The 20,396-nt window shown below is 70.0% G+C and carries 21 protein-coding genes; 4 read left to right on the forward strand and 17 right to left on the reverse strand.

Features of this window, described 5'->3' with window-relative positions; genetic code table 11:
- Positions 1-118 precede the first annotated feature (118 nt).
- The 14 genes from AW27_RS14795 to AW27_RS14860 all read right to left on the reverse strand — a co-directional run bounded on the left by AW27_RS14795 (position 119) and on the right by AW27_RS14860 (position 14,482).
- Positions 119-727, reverse strand: coding sequence for a hypothetical protein (locus AW27_RS14795; protein WP_052030428.1), 609 nt, complete (start codon positions 725-727; stop codon positions 119-121).
- 103 nt (positions 728-830) lie between these two features.
- The gene (locus AW27_RS14800; RefSeq protein ID WP_052030427.1) at positions 831-1,457 is read right to left on the reverse strand and encodes a hypothetical protein; all 627 of its coding nucleotides are present in this window, start codon (positions 1,455-1,457) and stop codon (positions 831-833) included.
- 62 nt (positions 1,458-1,519) lie between these two features.
- Positions 1,520-1,786 carry a hypothetical protein gene (locus tag AW27_RS14805; RefSeq protein WP_157840228.1) on the reverse strand — a complete coding sequence of 89 codons (267 nt, stop codon included), beginning with the start codon at positions 1,784-1,786 and terminating at the stop codon, positions 1,520-1,522.
- Positions 1,783-2,442 (reverse strand): hypothetical protein, encoded by a 660-nt coding sequence (locus AW27_RS14810; protein ID WP_236647623.1) that lies wholly within the window; start codon positions 2,440-2,442, stop codon positions 1,783-1,785. The genes AW27_RS14805 and AW27_RS14810 overlap by 4 nt, the downstream gene beginning before the upstream one ends.
- 178 nt (positions 2,443-2,620) lie before the next feature.
- A complete protein-coding gene (locus AW27_RS14815; protein ID WP_037921085.1) occupies positions 2,621-3,676 on the reverse strand; it encodes a hypothetical protein in 1,056 nt (351 codons plus the stop codon).
- 2 nt (positions 3,677-3,678) lie between these two features.
- Positions 3,679-4,302, reverse strand: coding sequence for a hypothetical protein (locus AW27_RS14820; RefSeq protein ID WP_052030423.1), 624 nt, complete (start codon positions 4,300-4,302; stop codon positions 3,679-3,681).
- A 249-nt stretch (positions 4,303-4,551) separates the two neighbouring features.
- Positions 4,552-5,205, reverse strand: a complete 654-nt coding sequence (locus tag AW27_RS14825) for a hypothetical protein (protein ID WP_052030421.1) — start codon at positions 5,203-5,205, stop codon at positions 4,552-4,554.
- Positions 5,206-5,234: 29 nt separating this feature from the next.
- Positions 5,235-5,858, reverse strand: a complete 624-nt coding sequence (locus AW27_RS14830; protein WP_052030419.1) for a hypothetical protein — start codon at positions 5,856-5,858, stop codon at positions 5,235-5,237.
- A gap of 13 nt (positions 5,859-5,871) precedes the next feature.
- On the reverse strand, positions 5,872-8,094 hold the full coding sequence (locus AW27_RS14835; protein WP_201773404.1) for a hypothetical protein: 2,223 nt from the start codon (positions 8,092-8,094) through the stop codon (positions 5,872-5,874).
- A gap of 136 nt (positions 8,095-8,230) precedes the next feature.
- Complete coding sequence (locus AW27_RS14840; protein ID WP_052030415.1) at positions 8,231-8,785, reverse strand: hypothetical protein; 555 nt, start codon at positions 8,783-8,785, stop codon at positions 8,231-8,233.
- A 53-nt stretch (positions 8,786-8,838) separates the two neighbouring features.
- Entirely contained in the window at positions 8,839-11,817 is a 2,979-nt protein-coding gene (locus AW27_RS14845) for an ATP-binding protein (RefSeq protein WP_037921080.1), read from the reverse strand.
- Positions 11,818-11,824: 7 nt separating this feature from the next.
- Positions 11,825-12,373: a hypothetical protein gene (locus AW27_RS14850; RefSeq protein WP_052030413.1), complete on the reverse strand. Its 549-nt coding sequence runs from the start codon at positions 12,371-12,373 to the stop codon at positions 11,825-11,827.
- Positions 12,374-12,452: 79 nt separating this feature from the next.
- The gene (locus tag AW27_RS14855; RefSeq protein WP_037921078.1) at positions 12,453-12,722 is read right to left on the reverse strand and encodes a TrbC/VirB2 family protein; all 270 of its coding nucleotides are present in this window, start codon (positions 12,720-12,722) and stop codon (positions 12,453-12,455) included.
- A 62-nt stretch (positions 12,723-12,784) separates the two neighbouring features.
- Positions 12,785-14,482, reverse strand: coding sequence for a conjugal transfer protein (locus tag AW27_RS14860; protein WP_052030410.1), 1,698 nt, complete (start codon positions 14,480-14,482; stop codon positions 12,785-12,787).
- Positions 14,483-14,770: 288 nt separating this feature from the next.
- Between AW27_RS14860 and AW27_RS14865 the strand changes: the two genes are divergently transcribed.
- The 3 genes from AW27_RS14865 to AW27_RS14875 are packed head-to-tail and all read left to right on the forward strand — an operon-like array spanning position 14,771 to position 16,888.
- Positions 14,771-15,208: a hypothetical protein gene (locus tag AW27_RS14865; protein ID WP_052030408.1), complete on the forward strand. Its 438-nt coding sequence runs from the start codon at positions 14,771-14,773 to the stop codon at positions 15,206-15,208.
- A 46-nt stretch (positions 15,209-15,254) separates the two neighbouring features.
- On the forward strand, positions 15,255-15,878 hold the full coding sequence (locus AW27_RS14870; RefSeq protein ID WP_052030406.1) for a hypothetical protein: 624 nt from the start codon (positions 15,255-15,257) through the stop codon (positions 15,876-15,878).
- Positions 15,875-16,888, forward strand: a complete 1,014-nt coding sequence (locus tag AW27_RS14875; protein ID WP_157840227.1) for a hypothetical protein — start codon at positions 15,875-15,877, stop codon at positions 16,886-16,888. Before AW27_RS14870 ends, AW27_RS14875 begins: the two co-directional genes overlap by 4 nt.
- A 46-nt stretch (positions 16,889-16,934) precedes the next feature.
- Here the strand turns inward: AW27_RS14875 and AW27_RS14880 are convergent, their stop codons facing one another.
- From AW27_RS14880 to AW27_RS14890, 3 genes are read right to left on the reverse strand one after another with little or no spacing between them, the layout of a single operon-like run.
- Positions 16,935-17,318, reverse strand: a complete 384-nt coding sequence (locus AW27_RS14880) for a DUF4913 domain-containing protein (RefSeq protein ID WP_037921074.1) — start codon at positions 17,316-17,318, stop codon at positions 16,935-16,937.
- A 28-nt stretch (positions 17,319-17,346) separates the two neighbouring features.
- A complete protein-coding gene (locus tag AW27_RS14885; RefSeq protein WP_037921072.1) occupies positions 17,347-18,393 on the reverse strand; it encodes a hypothetical protein in 1,047 nt (348 codons plus the stop codon).
- Between the two features lie 41 nt (positions 18,394-18,434).
- Complete coding sequence (locus tag AW27_RS14890) at positions 18,435-18,797, reverse strand: hypothetical protein (RefSeq protein WP_157840226.1); 363 nt, start codon at positions 18,795-18,797, stop codon at positions 18,435-18,437.
- Positions 18,798-19,093: 296 nt separating this feature from the next.
- Between AW27_RS14890 and AW27_RS14895 the strand changes: the two genes are divergently transcribed.
- Positions 19,094-20,311 carry an IS110 family RNA-guided transposase gene (locus AW27_RS14895; RefSeq protein ID WP_304949841.1) on the forward strand — a complete coding sequence of 406 codons (1,218 nt, stop codon included), beginning with the start codon at positions 19,094-19,096 and terminating at the stop codon, positions 20,309-20,311.
- Positions 20,312-20,396 lie beyond the last annotated feature (85 nt).

Consider the following 20,396-nt stretch of genomic DNA (forward strand, 5'->3'; position numbering starts at 1 on the left):
CCCCCGAGACGATCATGACTCGGGGGGACTATAGAACAGGCCGAACATCGTTCGCAAAATTGTCTCGAAAGCGCCGATGTGCATAAAACATAAGGACAGTGATGGTCCATCAGCCTAACTAACCGTCCGTGTCGACAGCCGGTACCCGGCGTCGCGAGAAGCGTCTCCACGAGCCGGTCCGGCGCCTCAGCGCCGCCAGCCCGCCGCCCCGCGCGACCAGCACCAGGGCCAGGCCGGCGAATCCCATCGGCACGGAAGCGGCCGGGACCACCGTTCCCACCGCCGAGGTCACGACGAGCACCATGTCCGCGAGGACCACGGTCACCCCGCGCCGACCCGGATGGATCCGGGGGATCCAGGCACCCAGCAGGGCCATCAGCGACAGCGCCCAGTACCCGAACACGGCCTGCCCGCCCAGCACTCCGTTCGCCGACCCGCCCGCGATCTCCCCGGCGGCCCCGAAGTAGCCGGCGAGCGCCGCGGTCACCAGGGTCGACGCGAGCGCGAGCAGGAGCTGGCCACGCCGACGCATCAGCCACAGCAGCCCCGCAAGCACCACCAGCCCGCTGACGGTGACGAACGAGGCCATGCTGGTCGAAGCGAGCGCGAACAGCGTGTAGACACCGGCCACCCCGAAGACGAGCCGGCGCAGCAGCCGCACGGCCCAGGCGTCGTCGCGCTCCTGCCGCAGGAAGCGGCGCACGGAGTCGCGGAAAGGTCGGAACATCACGGGCCCTCCATGCCGGGTGTGGCATCCAGAGATGCCTTGTGCTGGGCTTTCGCCCGCGCGACAGCGCCGCGCTCTACAAGCGGAGGTATCACTCCCGAACTCACCGGCGTCCGTCCTTCATGAGCCCGGGATAGATGCGCAGACGCATGTTGACCGCTCCGGCATCGGACCCGTCAGCGGTGCCCAGGGCGGGAGTGACCGTCAGGCTGGCCAGGACACCCGCCGAAGCGGCGAGCTCCCAGTAGGCGATGCGGTAGGGCCGCTTCTCCCGACGTCGCACCTCCGGGTTGGGAACGGCGTACTTGCCGAGTTCGTCAGGGAAGGAGTCCGAGTCCCAGGCACCGTCCCAGGCGGGTTCGCCCAGCACTGACGATGCAGCGTCCCGGTAGAGCGGCCAGACCCGCTCCGCCTCATCGAGCAGTTGGGGGTTGCCCTCCGGCGTTGTCGCCGCCCCTCCCCAAACCCAGTGGGAGACCTCCTGCACCGGCGCCCAGCTGCCACCCAATGCTTCCAGCACCCAATCACCGCCGGTATCGGTGCGCACGTTCAGGACGTACTCGAACTGGGTCGGCGTCCACCCGAACTGCGCACACCACATGTCCAGGCCTTTGCCCGGCAGCGGAGGCCCGTTCCAGACGGTCTCCCAGTCCACGCCCGCCAGCCCGCGCAGCTCCGTGGCCAGCTCCTGCGGCGTCCGGCCCACCGGGCGTTCGAAGGGGGTACCCATGTTCCTGTCTCTCTCACGTGTGCACGCAACACCAACCGCTCCGGCCGCGGACCGGACCGTGTTCAGCCGGCCCCGGAAGGCCGAGGTGATCGTTCCATCTTCCGTTCCACGTCCCGCTCCGGCCCCTCGGCCGGGGTGAGCTTCGCCGCATCCTCCGCGAGGCTGTCGATATACGTTTTCGGAGTCATCTTCGCCGCCTTGGCCGACGCTTTGATACGGCGCGCTACGGCCTTCGGATCGAGCGCTTCCTCCTTGGCACGCTTGTCACGGGCATGCGCCCGACCCAACGCGCCCTCCACGATGTCTGCCGGTATCGGCTCAGTGCTCACCGGCGACCGGCCGTCATCGGGCGGGGATAGACCTGAAGGCTCATGTTGACCACTCCGCGATCGGAGCCGCCGGCAGTGCCAAGTGCCGGTGTGATCCTCAGGCTCACCAGGGCGCCGGTCGGGGCGTCCAGTTCCCAGTAGGCCATGTGGTAAGGATCCTTTTCCTCGATCCGGTCCGTCGCCTTGGGAATCGCGTACTCGCCGAGCTCGTGAGGGAAGAAGTCGGAATCCCAGGCGCCTTCCCATGCGGGTCGGCCCAGCACCGATGACACCGCGTCCCGATAGCGCGGCCAGACACGATCGGCTTCGGCCAGAACCCAGGGACTCCCCTCCGGCGTCTTCGACGACTCTCCCCATACCCAGTGGGAGACACTGTGCACGGGCCTCCAGCTGCCACCTCGCGCATTCAGGACCAGCTCACCGCCGGTATCGGTGCGCACGTTCAGGACGTACTCGAACTGGGTCGGCGTCCACCCGAACTGCGCACACCACATGTCCAGGCCCTTGCCCGGCAGCGGAGGCCCGTTCCAGACGGTCTCCCAGTCCACGCCCGCCAGCCCGCGCAGCTCCGTGGCCAGCTCCTGCGGCGTCCGGTCCACCGGCGGTTCGAAAGGGGTACCCACGTCGCTTGCTCTCTCTCGCGTCTCGTACGTCACAGCAGCCATCCGGGTCCACCGACCGGATCGTGTTCAGCCGGCCCCGGAAGGCCGGGGTGATCGTTCCATCTTCCGTTCCACGCCCCGCTCCGGCCTCACCGGCATCAGGCGCGCAAGGGCCGGGGACAGCACGGAGGCGCAGCTTGAGCGACGGGGAGTCGCGGCAAGGGGCAAGGGGTCATGCCGGACCGTCCATACCTGCGGCCTGGGGACGGGTGTCAAGGGTCGGACCGGCCTTGGGTCCGGCTGCGGAAGCCGGTACGGGGGTCACGGCCCGGGTAGTCTTGGTCGGTTGTTTGAAGCCGAGCTGCCAGAGCGGGGTGGGCAGGGCCTTCGGAGAGGCCTGCCGCTCGGGCGCCTCGACGGCCTCGGCCGGCCCCTGACCGGGAGCGACCTCCTCGATGATCCCGTCGATCTTCGCCTGCCGCTCCTCCGGGGTGAGCTTCGCGAAACCCTCCGGGTCGATGTACCGGGGCAGCGTCGGATTGTCGAACTGCGCAACGGCCCGCACCTCATTGGTCCCGGCCTCGTTCCGCGTCACCTCGGGCCAGCTCTGATTGGCCTCGTAGGCGAAGTGGATGTTGTGCAGACCGACCTCGGCGTTCCTGCACAGCTCGCCGGACTCCTGGGTGTGCAGGATGGACCGGGTGTTGGCGTCCTGCCCGAACACGATGACCCGCCCTTCGGCGAGCCCCGCGTAGGTCTTGGAGATCTTGCCCCAGACCTCCTTCGCGTAGCCGGGGTGGAATCCACTCTCCGCGCCACCGAGGGCCTCAATGACTTCAGGTTCCCAGAGGAACATGTCGTCCAGCTCTGCGCCTCCCCGCGTCGTCTCCAGCGTCTGGGCGGAACCCGGGTTGGCCTTGTTCTGCTGGGCCGCCCACTCCTCCGCGATGAACCGCTGGGACAGGAAGGGGACGTCCCAATCGTTCAGCGGCGCCTCCGGATGCTCCAGACCAAACGACCAGAAGGCACTGATCGGCTTCGTCCCCTCGGCCGGGGTGAGCTTCGCCGCATCCTCCGCCAGAAGATCAATGTATTGCTTCTCCTTGGATGCCCGAAGTTTGCCATCGGGGTCCAACTCGTCCTTCAGTCCCGCCGCCTCAGCAGCGGCACTGATGCGTGCCACTACCGATTCCGGGTCCGCACTGGCTTCCTCGGATTTCGCCTGGCGGTCGTTCGCCAGGGCCAGGGCGCCTTCGGTTATCAGCTCCGGTATCGGTGCCGAGCTCATCGTCAGTTGACCTTCAGAGGACGGGGATACACGCGCAGGCTCATGTTCACCACTCCACTGCGGGATCCGTCGGCGGTACCCATCGCGGGAGTGAGGGACAGGCTGACGAGCGTGCCCTCAGACGCCGGCAGCTCCCAGTAGGCGATGCGGTAGGGACGCTTTTGGGCCAGTCGCGTTTCCGGCTTCGGCACGACGTACTTGCCGAGTTCGTCGGGAAAGTCGGCCGAGTCCCACCCTCCGTCCCAGGCCGGCTCACCCAGAACCGACGATGCTGCGTCGCGATAGCGAGGCCAGACCTCATCGGCCTCGGCGAGAAGCCGAGGATTTCCCGAGGGACCACCGACGGCCGAACCACCCCATACCCAGTGGGAAACCGACTTCACGGGTGCCCAGCCGCCGCCCGTTGAATTCAGCACCAGCTCACCGCCAGTATCGGTGCGCACGTTCAGGACGTACTCGAACTGGGTCGGCGTCCACCCGAACTGCGCACACCACATGTCCAGGCCCTTGCCCGGCAGCGGAGGGCCGTTCCAGACGGTCTCCCAGTGCACGTCGACCAGCCCGCGCAGCTCCGTGGCCAGCTCCTGCGGCGTCCGGTCCACCGGGCGTTCGAAGGGGGTACTCATGTTCCTGTCTCTCTCTCACGTGTGCACGCAACACCAACCGCTCCGGCCGTGGACCGGATCGTGTTCAGCCGGCCCCGGAAGGCCGGGGTGATCGTTCCATCTTCCGTTCCACGCCCCGCTCCGGCCTCACCGGCATCAGGCGCGCAAGGGCCGGGGACAACACGGAGACGCAGGTTGAGCGACGGGGAGTCGCGGCAAGGGGCAAGGGGTCATGCCGGACCGTCCATACCTGCGGCCTGGGGACGGGTGTCAAGGGTCGGACCGGCCGCCGGCTCGGGGGTCACGGCCGGGGACCGGACGCGGATACACGTCGAGGTCCATGTTGACGACTCCGATGCTCGACCCGTCGGCCGTGCCCAGGCCAGGCGTGATGCGCAGACTGACCAGCGTCTCCGCCGACCCGGCAAGCGCCCAGTAGGCCATGTGGTACGGGTCCTTGTCCTCGATCCGGTCCCGCTGCTGGGGAATCGCGTATTCACCAAGCTCCTGCGGGAAGGAGTCGGAGTCCCAGGCCCCCTCCCAGGCTGGCTCGCTCAGCACCGAGGAAACGGCATCGCGGTAGAGGGGCCACGCCCGGTCGGCCTCGGCCAGCACTTCCGCGTTGTGTTCCGGGCCGTTGACCGACACGGCACCCCAGACCCCGTGGGAAACGCTCCTCACCGGCGCCCAGCTCCCGCCCGTTGCATTCAGCACCAGCTCACCGCCGGTATCGGTCCGCACGTTCAGGACGTACTCGAACTGGGTCGGCGTCCACCCGAACTGCGCACACCACATGTCCAGGCCCTTGCCCGGCAGCGGAGGGCCGTTCCAGACGGTCTCCCAGTCCACGCCCGCCAGCCCGCGCAGCTCCGTGGCCAGCTCCTGCGGCGTCCGGTCCACCGGCGGTTCGAAGGGGGTACCCACGTCGCTTGCTCTCTCTCGCGTCTCGTACGTCACAGCAGCCATCCGGGTCCACCGACCGGATCGGGGTCGGCAGGACCGTGGAAGGCGAGAGTGATCGTCCCACCCCCCGGCCCCCGGCCCGTCCGGCAGTACAGGTCGAGGACGATCACCGGCGCGAGCGGGTTCGCCCAGCGCCACTGCGCGAGCCGGTACGGAGCCTTGCGCTCCAGCCGGTCCGCCGCGTCGCCCCAGCGGCCCGGAGCGGGCGGCTCCGGGAAGTCGGGACTGTCCCAGGCGCCCGCCCAGCCGGGCGCGCCCAACGCGGCGGTCAGCTGCGCGAGGTACGCCCCGTACCGGTCGAGGGCGACCTCCATGACGCCCGCGTCGTCGGCTCGCGCGTCCGCCCGGACCCGCCAGGCCGTGTACGACGCGCGGGTCACAGGCCGGCCGGAGCCACTGGAGGAGGCCAGGTGCAGGCGGCCGCCGCCCGGCGTGCGCACCCACAGGCCCGCCTGGGGCCACAGCGGCGTCCAGCCGAAACCCGCGCACCACTCGGCGAGCGGGGCCTCGTCCTCCGGCAGGCCCGCCCATACGGCGCGCCAGTCCACGCGCAGCAGCCCTGCCAGCTCGGCGGCGAGCTGCTGCGGCGGGTGGTCGGTGATGACACTGGCCATGGTTCAGGGCTTCCTAGTGGGATACCCGGCCGCCGCTGCCGTCTCGCGGCGGCGGGGGCTGGTACGGCTGGGGCTGTTGCTGCGGCTGGGCGGGCGGAGTGGGTGCCTGCGGCGGGCGCGGCGCCGGCGGCCGGGCCACTGGACCGTCGACGATGCTGACCCGGCCGGCCGGTCGGGCCGCCTGCTGCGGCGCCGGGGCCTGCTGGGGCGCGGGGGCGGGAGCCGAAGCGGGAGCCGGCTGGGGCGCGGGAGGCGGCCCCTGCTGCGGCGCGGGCGCTTGGGAGGCGCTGACCCGGCCGCTGCGGCGTCGCGGCTGCGGCTCGGCGGCGGTCTGCTCCTCCGTCTCCCGCTCCTGCCTCTGCTTCATCTGGTCGTAGTTCTCCTTCTGGAGCGCGGCAGCCATCTGTGTGCTCTTGCGCTGGTTCCGCTTGGTGCTGCTCGGAGCGATCCAGCCGCCCTTCTGGAGCTTCCCGCCGAGCACGGCCTTGTCCATGCCCCGGCCGACGTTCCCGGCGGCCCGACCAGTCACCCGGCCCGCCACCCGGCCCGCACCCGCGGCAGCATTGCCTGCGAGGCGCTGGCTCTGAGCGCCTAGCTTGCTGGTCAGCGAGTTCGCCATGTCGCCCGCACCGAGTGCGTCCTCCGCGCCTGCGATCTTCGGGCTGTAGCTGCCCGAGAGCAGCTTCTTCAGCATCATCACGACGGCGATCGTGACGAGCAGGAGAATCAGCAGCTGCATGCCGAGGGAGATCCGGGCAGGCAGGATCATCTGGTAGAGCACCAGCAGGACCGTGAGGATCACACCGAAGCCCGCGCGCAGCACGAAGCTGTGGATGAAGGTCTCCAGCCAGCCCTTGAGCAGCTTCTGCTGGGACGGATGGATGCCCAGGGTGGCGATCAGCGGAAGCATGATGATCATGATGAGGGTCACGGCGTGCCACAGCAGCGTGAGCGCACTGAGCACGATCACCATGACGCCGACGATCAGTGCGGCGAAAACCGAATAGAAGGAGATCGCGAGCCGGTCACCAGCGTTGTGACCGGCCCACTCCTCGAAGGAGACCGGGTAGATGAATTTGTCCCCGTCATCGCTGTCGTGGTTGGCGTCCTTGCCGCCCGCCATCTCGTAACGAATGGGAACCCAGCTGTCGTTGTACTTGTCGATGGGCTCTTTGGGGTCGATCTCCTTGTTGGTGCGGGCCTGAGCCACCAACTGGCGCACCCGGAGGTCCGCGCAGCGAGCGCTCCCATCAGCGCCCCAGTCGCACTTGGTCGAGCCCTTCGGAACGCAGTCGGCCCGGACACCGCCCTCCTCGTTCTTGAAGATGCAGTTGGTGCCGGGCTCGCCGAACTGTCCCAGAGCCCAGGGACGGAAGAGCAGCGTGTCGTACATGGCGCAGCTGTTGACCCGCACACCCCGGTTGCGTGCACCTTCGGGCAGGTCACAGGGCGGCGGCATCGTCTCCGCCATGCCGCCCAGAACTGCCTCGCTGAGCAGAGAGTTGGCCTGGGCAATGCCAGAATCCGCCTCGTTGATGAACTTGTTGTAGTTCCCGCCGGTGAGCATGACCACGACGGCGATGGTGGTCAACGATGCCCAGCCGACGCCCGCCCAGGCCTCTCGCATCTCGTTCTTGCGCCATTTGCCGAACACCCAGATGCCCGTAAGCGTGATCATGAGGGGCACGGCAGGTATGAAGAGCTTCGTCTTGAGCGTCTCCACCGCATTGTCGCGCCCCGTATACAGGCCGGAGAGCGGGCTGGGATTGGAGGCGTACTCCTTGATGGAAATGGCGGTGCGGGTCAGCATTTTAGTGAGGTCGAAGACCGTATCCGCGATGCCGTTGTTGATGTAGTTCATGATGGAGCAGTCGTCGGCGTCGCTGCCGTTGAACCAACCATCGTTTTCCTGCGAGGCGTCCCCCACGCCGCGCATGGTCATGGACCAGTTCAGCCCGCGCACGCCGGCGAGCTCGTACATCGTGTAGTTCTGAGCATCCAGCGGCATATCGGCGGGGTTGCCGTAGAAGCCCGTCGTGTCGTTGAGGTTCTTGCCGCGCTTGTCTTCCCACTGCTTGACAGCCGGCATGATCGACTCGATGTTGCCGGGGTTGTCCATCTGGTAGTTGTCGTCGCCCGTGAAAGAGCAGGCGAAGCTCACGGCGTTCGCCGAGTTGGGCACGGCCATCGTCAGGGCAATCAACGCGAACATCAGGAACGCGCCGACGCGCACCACACGCCCGACCGCCTTCACCCGTTGACGGGGGGAGGGCCGGCCGGAGAGATCTCCACGTGACTTGGCGCTACGGCGTACGAGCATCAGCTTCCTTCTGGAGTTCCGCGACGGACGAACGGTGGGACGGCGATGTGACCTACCTGGGGATGTAGTCCGTCCTGATGCAACCCTTGGCGCTGGCCTCGCGCTTGGAGTACCCGCTCGGGATCTTGCTGTTCAATCGCTCGTCGCACGACACGATGAGCATTCCGGCGGACGTCAGCGCGGTTACGGTTTCGCCATCCTCAGGAACGACCGCGAAGTCTGCCCCGACCAGCGCGCGCCCCTGCTCCCCGGCCTCCTTCTTCGCCTTGAGTCCCTGCTCGAACTTCTTCATGTCGGAGATGACCAACAGGACCATCGGATCGCCTTGATCGGACTCACAGAACGCCCGCTCCTTCACTCCGCCCTCGGCTCCATTGGGCAGCTTCTTCGTGGCGCTCTTGGCGAACCCGCCGGCCGTCGCTTCCGTCTCCAGGTCCTTGCACACGGTGTGCTGGTTGATGAAACGCACCATCGAAGCCACGTCCTTCGCCTTCGGCAGGCTCTTACCTCCGAAGCCCGTCTGCTGCGCCTCGCCGTCCCCGCAGCCCGTCAGGGCGGTGAGGGCGACCAGTGCCGCTGCTGCGGCGAGGGTCCTGGTCTGACGCATGGTGGTGTCTCCTTCGGTACGGATTTCGCAATGTTCTGGACGGGGCGGCACGGTCACGCCGGGGCGGTCTCCCGCGCCGCCTCCGCCGCCTGGCCGGCCTCCTGCATGAAGGTCCAGTCCCACACGCTGAGCGGCGGGTCGATCGCCTGCCGGGCGGGACGGGTCGTGCCGTTGGTGTCGGTGGCGGCGAGGATCTCCTTGAAGACCAGGTCCACCGCGACCGTGCCGACCCGCTTGTCGACGTCGCGCTGCAGGCAGACACCGGTACGGAGCTCCTGCAGGGCCGAGATCACCTTCGCGTCGTTGTCGGGCCGGCCCAGCAGCGGGGCCACCATCGAGGCCTCCTGCGCCGACTTCTGCTTGAACGCGAAGACCGTGTGGATCTGGTTGGCGCCACCACTGCGCGCCTCGGAGTCCTCGATCTGGACGAGGTCGATGGCCTGCTGCGTGATCAGCACGGTGACCGCCAGGTAGGAGCGGCCCTGCTTGAGCGCGCGTCGCATCAGGTCGCGGCCGCTCTCCGTCGCGGTGACCACGTACGCCTCGTCGACGAACAGGGCCTTGGGCCGCAGGCCGATCTCCCCCGTCACCGGGTTCTTCTCGTAGCCCACGTCGAGCATCTGGCTGCCCAGTTCCACGACCGCCATCAGCGCCGTGGCGGCCAGCCGCTCGGCGGGGTTCCAGTTGCGCGGGTCCGAGGAGGACGGGGACTGGAAGCCGCGCAGGGTGATCACCGTGCGGCGCTTGCGCATCGCGGACAGGGTCTTCGGGCTCTCGGCGAAGGCCAGGCGCGCGTACGGCAGGGTCCGCAGCTCGGTGAGGAGCATCTGGGCGAGCTTGAGGTCCTTCACGGCCTCGCGGTCACCGCTGGACACCGCCTGGTCGTAGGCGTTCACGACCTCGTCGACGACCTGCCACAGCGTCGGCCGCGGCACCCTCTCCTCGGCCTCCCGCGCCGTCAGGCCCTGCTCGGTGGCCTGCCGGATGGCGGAGTTGTACCAGCCGACGACGGTGGCCATGGCCTCGATGACGGGCAGCCGGACGCGCTGGTAGTCCTCGTCGCCGAGGAAGCCCCGCAGCATCGACTCCGCGAGCAGACGGCCCGAGGGCACGTCGCGGGCGACCACCCACGGGTCGAGCACGCCGGCCTGACCCTTGAGGAGGTCGACGACCTCGGTCTCCGCCCAGAACTCCGGATTGACCGGCTGGAAGCGGCTGCCCTCCGTCGCGAGGAGGCCCGCCTCGGCATCGTAGGCGAAGGCCGGGTCGTTGACCTGCGCACCGAAGGCCAGGTAGTAGCAGAGCTGCGCGAAGTCGGTCTTGGGGTCGATGACCAGGCAGCGCACGCCCGACTCCGACTCCTCGTAGAACTTCTGCAGCGCGAGCGAGGACTTGCCGCCGCCGGACGCGCCGACGATGGCCAGGCCACCGCCGTCGTTGCGGGCCGGGCCGACGTGCAGGGAGTAGTGGACGGGCATCTTGCCCGCCCAGCCGACGAGGTTGCCGACCCAGCCGAGCTGCTTGCCCGAACGCTGCTCGGGGTTGTCGCCGAGCTCGGTGCCCGCGGTGGGCAGCCCGGCGCCGAGCTGCTCGACCTCCTGCAGCCGCAGATACGGGGCGATCGGCAGCTTGGGGGCGTCGCCCGGGAGCTGGGACTGCAGGAGGCGCCACTGCTGGCGGGTCGGCCGCAGCAGGGTGACCTTGAGGTCCTGCTTGAACTGCATCTCCAGGATGCGGCGGCGGCGCTCCAGCTCGCCGAGGTCGGGCGCGGAGATGGTGAAGCGGATCTGCGCCTCCATGCCCGGCATCTTGTGCTCCTCGACGTCGTCGACGAGGTGCTGGGCACGCGTGACCTGCTGCGCGAGCTGGGTGCCGGGCGACCGGCCGGAGTTGGCCATGTCGTTCATCTCGTCGACAAGGTTGCCGCTGATCTTCTTCGCCCGGTCCTTGAACTTCAGGTACGGGATCAGCGTGAAACGCATGTCGATCTCGACCGGGAAGTCCACGTGCTGCGACGCGTAGCGCGCCCAGGCGGTGGACTGCCGGAAGCGGGTCTCCGTGGGCCAGCTCGCGGCAACCAGGGTCGTCGTGTAGCTGGTGTGCTGCTCGCCGGTGAACTCGTCGTACTGGTGCAGCACGATGTGCGTCTTGTGGTTCTCGCCGGAGAAGTCGACGACCAGGTCGAACTGGTCGGGTCCCCAGGAGCGGGAGCCGAGCACGGGCTCCGGCGGGACGGCCAGGTCACCGTGGAGCGGCTTGCGAATCAGCCAGACCAGTTCCTCGCGGGTGAGCGGGACCCCGCTCAGGCCCTCCAGGCTCTCGTGGACCTCCCGCGCGACCTGGGTCCACTGGGCCAGCAGGCCCGGCGACAGGTACTCGTCGTGGACGCCGGTGGCCACGGCCGCGACCTGATCGGCAGTGCCGCGCACGGCCGCCGTCAGCCCCGGCTCCTCGACGGGGTCGTCACCGCCGGGAAGGACCCCGGTGCCGTTCGCACCGCGCTTCAGCGAGCCCAGCTTGACCAGCAGGATGTTGCGTTCGCGGGTCGCCCCGATGCGCTCCTGATACTCGGCCTTGCGCAGGTTGTAGGCCTTGTAGTTCTCGGTCGGGTCCCAGGCCACCGTGTTGAGCCGGTCGGCCCACTCCACCGCCGTGATCGGGCGGTAGACCTTGCGGTAGTGGCACTCGACGTTACGGTCGCCGCGGGCGAGGTTGAGCAGACCGCGGGCCGGGCCCTCGGCCATGGCCTGGAGCTCGCCGGCGTTGAGGTACTCGTCGATGGCCGTGGGGAGCACGAGCCCGGTCCAGACCGATTCTCCGTGGACGAAGATCATGTCGTCGGCGTAGCGGTAGGGCAGCCGCAGGTCCTCACGGCGCGCGGACTGGCCCGAGCGGTTCCGGGAGCCGCTCTGGTGCTGCGTACCTCCGCCGGAGGCCTGGCCTTCCTTGTTCTTCTTGGAGCCGGCGGAGGCGATGATCATCGCGATCACGAAGAAGGCGACCGCCCCGCCCAGAAGGATCATCATGATCATGAGGGATTCATCCTGCGGTCTCGGAGTGTGCGGTTTCAGGAAGGCGCGGGTACGGCTGCTCGGAGCGGTCCACCGCCGCGAACGAGGAACCGTGCTGCGCCGCCGCGGCCAGGGCTTCTTCGTACTGGCGCTGCCAGCGCGGCGAACCGGGCTGCCAGAGGATCACCTGCCAGCGAAGCTCCGCCGGCTCCCGGTCGGCGGCCAGGCCTTGGAGCCGCTTGGGCTGGAACCAGTAGTCGGCCCAGACCACCACCTGCTGGCTGAGCGTGAGCGCGGAGGGCAGCGGCCGGCCCCACACGAAGTAGACGCCGACCGGCGGTCCGATGTAGAGGACCGACGTCACCACCGAGAGGCCCAGGAAGGGCAGGAAGGCGGAGAGCGAGAGCAGCGTCACCAGCCACAGGAGGCCGAAGCCGAAGGCGGCGCCGAGGGCGGGCAGCAGCAGGCCCGGAAGCGGGATGTTGCCCCAGTTCCAGATGCGCTTGGGACGGTTGAGCAGGTCCGTGTGGTCGTAGGCGACCATCGGCTCGGGTGCGTCCTGCGTGTCCTGCGCCATCAGCCGGTCCCCCTCTCTGACGTGGTTGCGGGCCGCGGGTCACGGGCGGGCCGGGCGGATGCACCGGCCGCTCCCGGGATCAGCCCTTGGCGCCGCCGCCGCCGATCTGGCTGCCGAGGTCGATGAGCAGGCCCGCGAGACCGGTCGCGCCACCGATGATCAGGGCGGCGAGCGCGATCATGCCGAAGCCCTGGAATGCCTCGCGCATGCCGTCACCGCGCTTCATGGAGAGCAGCATCCGGATGCCGAGGATCAGCAGGGCGCAGATCGCCACGGTGGTGCCGATGCCCGTGAGGATCTTCTGGATCTCGCCGAACATGCCGTTGAGGGTGGTGGCCGCCAGGTTCATGGCGTGTTCCTTTCGCTGAAGTGCGGGGGAGGGGTGTGGGAGGTGCGTCTGTGGGGGCGCGGTCAGGGCGCCTTCGGCGCGGGCGAGGTGCCCGGCGCGGGCGAGGTGCCCGGAGCGGGCTCACCGCCGGCCGGCGGGTTCTCCTCCGGGACGGGCGCCTCGGAAGCCGTCGTCCCGGCGTCCGCCCTGCCGCCCGTCGGGTCGAGGACCCCGCCGCGGACGTCCTTGATGAACCAGCCCTGGGCGGTGTTCACGAGCGTCAGCCGGTAGGAGCGCTTCACGCTGGTGGTCGGGGGCGGGGTGCCCTTCGCGGGAGCCGCGGCGGCGGCGGCGCCCCAGACGACCGTCACCCGTGCCTGCACCGCCTGGCCCTGCCCGTAGGTGATCGTCGCGTTGGGTTCGCTGCCCTCGGGAGCCAGCGCGACGACCTCCTGCACTTCGGGCGCGGCCAGCGCCCCGGCCAGGCCCGTGGTCGCCGACTGGCTCGCGTCGGGGGTCGTGAAGCGGGTGAGTCCGGTGGCGTCCGAGGCGCCCCAGGCCTTGAAGAAGCCGGGCAGCACCTGCGCCTTGAGCTGGTTGGAGAGCTCCTGGTCGACGACCTCGTCGTCCTGCTTGACAGCGGGCGCGCTGCCGCGCGAAGCGAGCGGCATCTCGCCGACGTTGCCCGCGATGCGCAGCCCCGACCCCGTCGCCGGGTCCTTCACGTACACCGGCACGGACAGCGTGGTGAGGCGGCCGGTCGACAGCTTGACCTGGATCCCCAGGTAGCGGCCGTTCGCCCCGAACTCGGGAAGCTCCTCGACCGTGCCGTCCCACTTGGCGTGGCGGACGCTCTGGGTGCCCTGGCCGGTCATGCCGCAGTCGCGGTCCACACCCGAGGAGGCGTAGCGGGTCAGGGCGTCGCGGCGCTTGTCGGCGTTCTGCGGCGAGTACGTCATGCAGAGCGTCACATACTCCTCCGCGAACGTCGCGGCGGCGGCGATCGGGAACTCGGAGAGCCGGTAGCGCTCCACGTCCTTCGCGCTGAGGTCTGCGTCGGCCACCGCGACCGACGACTTGCCGATGACCAGGCCCGCGACACCGCACGAGCCCAGCGCGAAGGCACACGTCGTGATCAGCAGGGCGGCGCGTACCGCGACGTGCGTACGCCGTCCCTGTGCGGGCAGCCGCCCGCCGGGTCGCGGCACCTCGAACCCGGCCCCGCCGACGGCGCGGGCCCGGCTCCCGGAGGATGCCGCCGAACCGGCGGCGGGACCGGCGGCGGGACCAGCGGCGGCGGTCGGCACGGAGGAGTCGGCGGGCCGGGCGTCGCCCCCCACGGAAGCGGCGGCAGCCTGCGCGGGCGCGGCGGCCGCACGTCCGCCGCCCTTCTTGCGGCCTTCCCGCTCGGCCTTCTTCTGCTCGTACGCGGCCTTGCGCTCGGCCCGCTTCGCCTCCTGGGAGGCCTTGCGCCGGTCCCTCTTCGACGCGGCCGACGGCTGACTCACCTGCGGCGGCAGGACCGGCACGGCCGCCTCGCCCGGCGGCACGGGGCCCGGCCGCGCCGAGCGCACCCAGGCCGCGGCCACCTGCGCGCGCACGGCGTCCGAGGACTGCTGGGGCGGCGCGGGCGGGTTGTCGGCGTAACCGTAGGGGGCGGTGGCCCGGGGGGACTGCGGCTGCGGCTGGGCTCCGGTGGGCCATCCGGCTGCGGACCGGCCCTGCTCCCCGGAAGTCCGGTCTCCGTCGACCCCGCCAGCAGAGCTGTTGTGGTCCGTCATCGAGTCCGCCTCTCCCCCGCGTGTGAGCCCCTCCGCCGGCCGACCGGTTGGCGGGCCTCCTGCTGAGGCCAGGTGCGGAACGGCAGTGTGGCAAATGAAGACGACAACGCCTCCCCCCTTTTCCCCGCGGGGAAAGAGTGAGGAAAGACGGGGAAAGCACGAGGAATTCCCGAACGGGACTCCCGGGCGGACGGAAGGGGGCGGGCCGTCCGGCACTCGGCACAATGAGCGGTCGCGTCCGGGCAGCGGGCGCCACGGATCCGTCCCCGACCCTGCGAAGGACGAGAGTTGAGCGAGCAGTACGCCCTCCCCGAGGCGCCCGCGGACCTGGCGCCCGGCCCCGCGACCGAGGCGCAGCACGCCTGGATCGCCGGCTACGAACCCGGCAACCCCTGGCAGTCGAAGCTCTGCCTGAGCACCCCGCAGGGCACCGTCTCCTACCCCCTGACCCCGCACACGATGCCCGAACTGCTGGAGGGCCTGGTGCTGGTGGCCCAGGCCCAGCAGGGCACCGCGGGCACGACGGCGCCCGCCGACACCCCCGAGGGCGAGCCCGACGGCGCGGTGGAGGAGGCTCCGAGCACGAGCCTGCACGACGGCCGCGCCGCCCGGATGACGGGCTGGGCCGTGGTCCACGACCTGTGGGAACGCGGCGACACCTCGGTCCGCTTCATCATGGGTGCGGCGGTGATCGGCCTGCTGGTCCTCGGGATCGTCCTGTCCTGACCGCATGTCACGATGCCCCACGGACACCGAGCGAGGAGCCTGCACAATGCTGAGGGAAACATCGGGCCGCACGGCCCAGGACCTGGCCGCCGAACTGGCGGGCCTGCGCGGGATCGACTGGGCCTCGGTCTGGGCGGGACCGCCGCAGGGCGGCTCCCCGGAGTTCCGCAGGTGGTGCGAACGCTACGCCTGGGAACCGCAGAACGTGGAGCGCAACCTCGTCGTGCACAGCCGCTCCGGCGGCAGGTGGACCTTCGAGTCGAACGGCAACTGGACCCCCGTCTTCCGTCTGACCCACTGGGCGTGGCGGCTCGGGGCGGACGAACCGTCCGAGAACCCCGCCCTGCTGGCCGGGGCCGCGGACGAGTGGCCCGCCTTCCTCCGGGCGGCCGAAAGCGTACTGGGGCCCGCGGCGTGGAACGGCCCCTGGGACGCGCCTGACTTCCCGGAGCCGCCGGAGAAGGGGCTCTGGGAGAGCCGCGACTACCGCCTCGAGACCCGCACCCCCTACCGGATGGCCTTCTGGGAGCCGACGGGCGAGCACCCCGGCCAGGCGGTGATCGTGCTCGTGCAGTCCGTGTCGTTCGCGGCGTGGACCGCCGACACCCCCGGCGGCTCCCGTATCCGGCTGACCGTCCACGCCCCTGAAGGCTCGCGGAGGCTCAGGTGAGACCCGATGCCCCACCCACCCCGGAAGAAATAGCCCGGGCCTTCGTCCTCGCGCAGGCGCAGGCCGACGCGGAGCCCACCGAAATGGAGGATGGCAACCGGCTGGCGCTCCGGATCCACCAGGACTACCTGGCCACGGTCCCCGCGGGTGAGAAGGGACCGGGTCTCCTGGCGTACATCGCGAATCTGGCGGAGACCGAGTCCGTCACCAATGAAGGGCGGGGTCCAGACCGCGCGTTCTGGTCGTACGTGTCGCAGCTGGACGGTGTGGACGAACCGGTGCCCAACCGCTTCCTGGCCCGGGCGTGCGGGGAATCACGTGGTCTCCAGGTACTGGAGGACACCCCGGCCGGCCACCTGCTCAATGCGTACTGCCTAGGCAACGTGAAGGTGGTGGACTCACTCGCCCAGCACTTCGACTTCGAACCGGAGGACCTGGACGCCGTTCACGGCACGGCGTGGGACCGCCTCTCGGAGCGATACGCCGAGGCGACGACGGGCACGGTGGTCGCCTTCGCGGCCGATATCACCAAGGGTTCGGTGCTCGGCAAGACCGAGGTCCCGGAGCTCCTGCGGAACGCGGCAGTGGGCAAGGACGGCATCAAGTTCGCCACGCCGCTGCCCCGACACGAGCACCTGCCGGCGGACGTCGACGCCTTCATCACCAACGACCCCGTCAGGTGCCAGCTGGTCATGGAGGACTACGACCCCGACACGTCCCCCCGGGACTTCGCCGCCAAGCTGGAGGCCATCGACGTCCCCGAGGACCAGAAGGAAGCCCGCGCGGCGATCGTGGAACGGCTGTCCCAGGCCGCCGCCTACCCGGACCTGGTGCAGGAGACCCCCGAGCCCGGCCCGAAGGCCGCCCTGGCCGACTCCTTCCTGCCCGGGATGAACGTGGGGCACAGCATCGTCCCCGCGGCCCGCGGCGTCCCCACCGGCCACGGGGCGGGGGCGCATGTGCCGCCGGCCCCGCAGCTCGCCCCGAAGCCCGCCGGCGTCGAGCACTGACCGGTCGCACCGGGCGGCGCCACCACGGCCGTTCGGCGGGACCGGCCTACGCCTCCGGCTCGTACTCCTCCAGCGGGAGCGGGTCGAACGGATAGGCCGTATGCCCGCCGACCTTGGGCGAACACGCCGCGAACGGACCCAGGTCCGTGTCCATGAGCACGCGCAGGTGCGGGTCGGCATGGTGCAGCCACCAGGTCGACATGCCGAGGGCGGTGTCGTGCCGGAGGTGCTCCCAGGCGAGCCAGAGCCCGGAGAGCCGGGCACCCGCCTCGGGGTGCTCCCACCAGCGGGGACACCAGGTGGCGGAGGATCCGTTCAGCCGCCGGCGGACCATCGGGGCGAGGTACTCGGAAACGAAGGCGAAGACGTCGGGGAAGTGGAGGGGAACTTCCCCGCCACTGTCCGGCCGTTCTGCAGGCGTCGTGCTCATGGGGTCTCTTCCTCGGGTGCGTCGCCGGTCAGTGTTCCATCCCGGCGGACTCGGGGGCGGCCTCGATCACGGGGTTGATCACACCGTGCGTGCTCGCGCTCACCGATCGGGGGGGGCCGGCACCTTGATGGCGCGGGGGATGCTCACGCCGGGGAGGAAGCCGTTGGCCGGGGTGGCCACACTGGCTTCGGGCCTCTGGGCTCCGTTCGGCTCCGCCACCGTCCGCCCGGCCTCCGGTTCCCCGACCGCCGTGTCGGACTCCTCGCGGGCCGTCCCTTCCTCTGCCGGCTCCGCGTAACTGGTCGCCGACGAAAGCCGGGCGACGGCCGCGGCACGCGCCTCCCGCTGGTGCTCCGGCACCTCGATCGCAGCGAGCCTGGCCGCGAAGAGCAAGGGGGGTCGTACCCTTCACGGCGTAGTCCTCCATGCGGAGGTCACAGCGGACGGCCGGGTCCGCCATCAGGTCGTACATCTCTGCCGGAAGGGGCGCCTGACGCGGGAACTCGATGGGGAATCCCACCGCGTCCTTCCCCACGCCCTCGGGCCCGACGACCTTCGGCATCTCCGTCTCCCCCAGGATGGACCCGGCGCCGATCTCGGCCGCGAAGACGGCGACCTGTCCCTCGGCCGCTTTGGCGTACTGCCCCGAGGCGGCCTCCCAGATCCCGGCCGGAGCGTCCTGGACGGCCTGCTCCGTCAAGTTGAACCGTCTGACCAAGGCCTGCTGTACGTTCCGGTCCCACAGCTCGTACGACTCGAGCTTGCGACCCACCGGCGAGTCCTCCAGCACCTGGTAGCCCCGGCTCTCACCGCACGCCTGGACGAGGAAGCGGTGCCCCACCTCGCGCAGCGCTCCCTCCGGCTGGGAACGCCAGGACCAGAGCGCACGCACCTCTCCCCGGTCCGCTGCGGTGGGCGACTCCGTCAGTGCGACGTGGGTGCTGTAGGCGAGCACGTCGGGGAACATGTCCTTGCCGCCCGCCGCCTGCCCGTCCCGGTACAGGCGGTCGACGGCCTGCGCGACCTTGTCCGGGGCGAGGGGGCGGTGCTCGTAGTACGCCTCCTCCAGCTCCATGGCGCGGTCGATCTCTGCTTGTGTCGGGCGAAGGAACTCCGTCAGCGAGCCCTCGCAGTGAACTCGGCCGGCGGAAAGACCTCGAGCGAGACGGCCGTGCCACCCGGCGTGTCCGCGGTCCACGTGGGGAAGCTGACCGTCTGGGACAGCACGAAGTACGGCTCTCCCGGCACCGCGCCCGCCGGCGCCCAGTAGGCGAAGCGATAGGGCTCGCGGTTCAGCATCCGCTCGTCACGGCCGTTCCAGTACCAGTGGCGCGGCGGTTCCGGGAAGTCCGAGGCGTCCCAGGATCCCGTCCAGGTGGGCAAGCCCAGCACGCCCTGCGCCACCTGGAGGAAGGTGGGCCAGCTCGCTTCGACGGCCGAGAACACCTCACCGTTCTCCGCAGCGGTCTGGGCCTTCAACTGGTACGCGTAGTGCTCCAGCGCAGTCAGCCCCGTTATGTTTTCTGCGGTTCCGCAATGGGGCCGCTGGCCTCCGGGCCCGGCATGACTGTTGCCCCCTGTCGAAGGCATGACCTGGGGGGTGGTGTCACCGGGTCCGGGGGTGTTCGTCGGAGACGCTGATCAGAGGTCCGGCCACCGTCCGGTCCGGCGCAATGCTGGACAGTTCGCGGGCGGCAGGTCTGCATAACGTGGATGCGCGAGCACGACACCCGAGCCGAGGCCGGCACCGTCAACACCCCCTGGGAAGGGGCACGATGTTCGAGATCGAAGACGTGGGCGTGTTCCTGGGCCTGGACGTCGGCAAGAGCAGCCATCACGGTCATGGGCTCACCCCGGGCGGGAAGAAGGTCTTCGACAAGCAGCTGCCCAACAGCGAGCCCAAGCTGCGGGCCGTCTTCGACAAGCTGACCGCGAAGTTCGGCACCGTGCTGGTGATCGTGGACCAGCCCGCCTCCATCGGCGCCCTGCCACTGACCGTCGCCCGCGACGCGGGCTGCCAGGTCGCCTACCTGCCCGGACTGGCGATGCGCCGGATCGCCGACCTCTACCCGGGCGAGGCCAAGACCGACGCCAAGGACGCCGCCGTCATCGCGGACGCCGCCCGGACGATGCCGCACACCCTGCGCTCGCTGGAGCTGACCGACCAGATCACCGCCGAGCTGACCGTGCTCGTCGGCTTCGACCAGGACCTGGCCGCCGAGGCCACCCGCACCTCCAACCGGATACGGGGCCTGCTCACCCAGTTCCACCCCAGCCTGGAACGCGTCCTGGGCCCGCGCCTGGACCACCAGGCCGTGACCTGGCTGCTGGAGCGCTACGGATCCCCAGCCGCCCTGCGCAAGGCCGGACGCCGCAGACTCGTCGAGCTGATCCGCCCGAAGGCCCCGCGCATGGCCACCAGGCTGATCGACGACGTCTTCAACGCGCTCGACGAGCAGACCGTCGTCGTTCCCGGGACCGGCACCCTCGACATCGTCATCCCCTCCCTGGCCGCCTCGCTGGCCGCTGTCCACACCCAGCGCCGGGCGATGGAAGCCCAGATCAACGCCCTGCTGGAGGCTCACCCTCTTTCCCCGGTCCTGACGTCGATGCCCGGCGTCGGCGTCAGGACCGCCGCCGTCCTGCTGGTCACCGTCGGCGACGGCACCAGCTTCCCCACCGCCGCCCACCTCGCCTCCTACGCCGGCCTCGCCCCCACCACGAAGCAGTCCGGGACCTCGATCCATGGCGAACACGCACCCCGAGGCGGAAACCGGCAGCTCAAACGGGCGATGTTTCTCTCCGCCTTCGCCTGCATGAACGCCGACCCGGCCTCCCGCGCCTACTACGACAAGCAACGAGCACGCGGCAAAACCCACACCCAGGCCCTCCTCCGCCTCGCCCGCCAACGCATCAGCGTCCTGTTCGCCATGCTCCGCGACGGCACCTTCTACGAATCCCGGACACCGACGGACGTCGAGCTCGCCGCTTAGCCTCAGCGAGCCCGAACCACCCGAAACCCGACACAGGTGCCTTGACGAAAGACATAGAGGCACCCCCCCCATGCCTGCCCGGTCG

This window comes from Streptomyces sp. PCS3-D2, from assembly GCF_000612545.2.
In the GTDB taxonomy this organism is placed as follows: domain Bacteria; phylum Actinomycetota; class Actinomycetes; order Streptomycetales; family Streptomycetaceae; genus Streptomyces.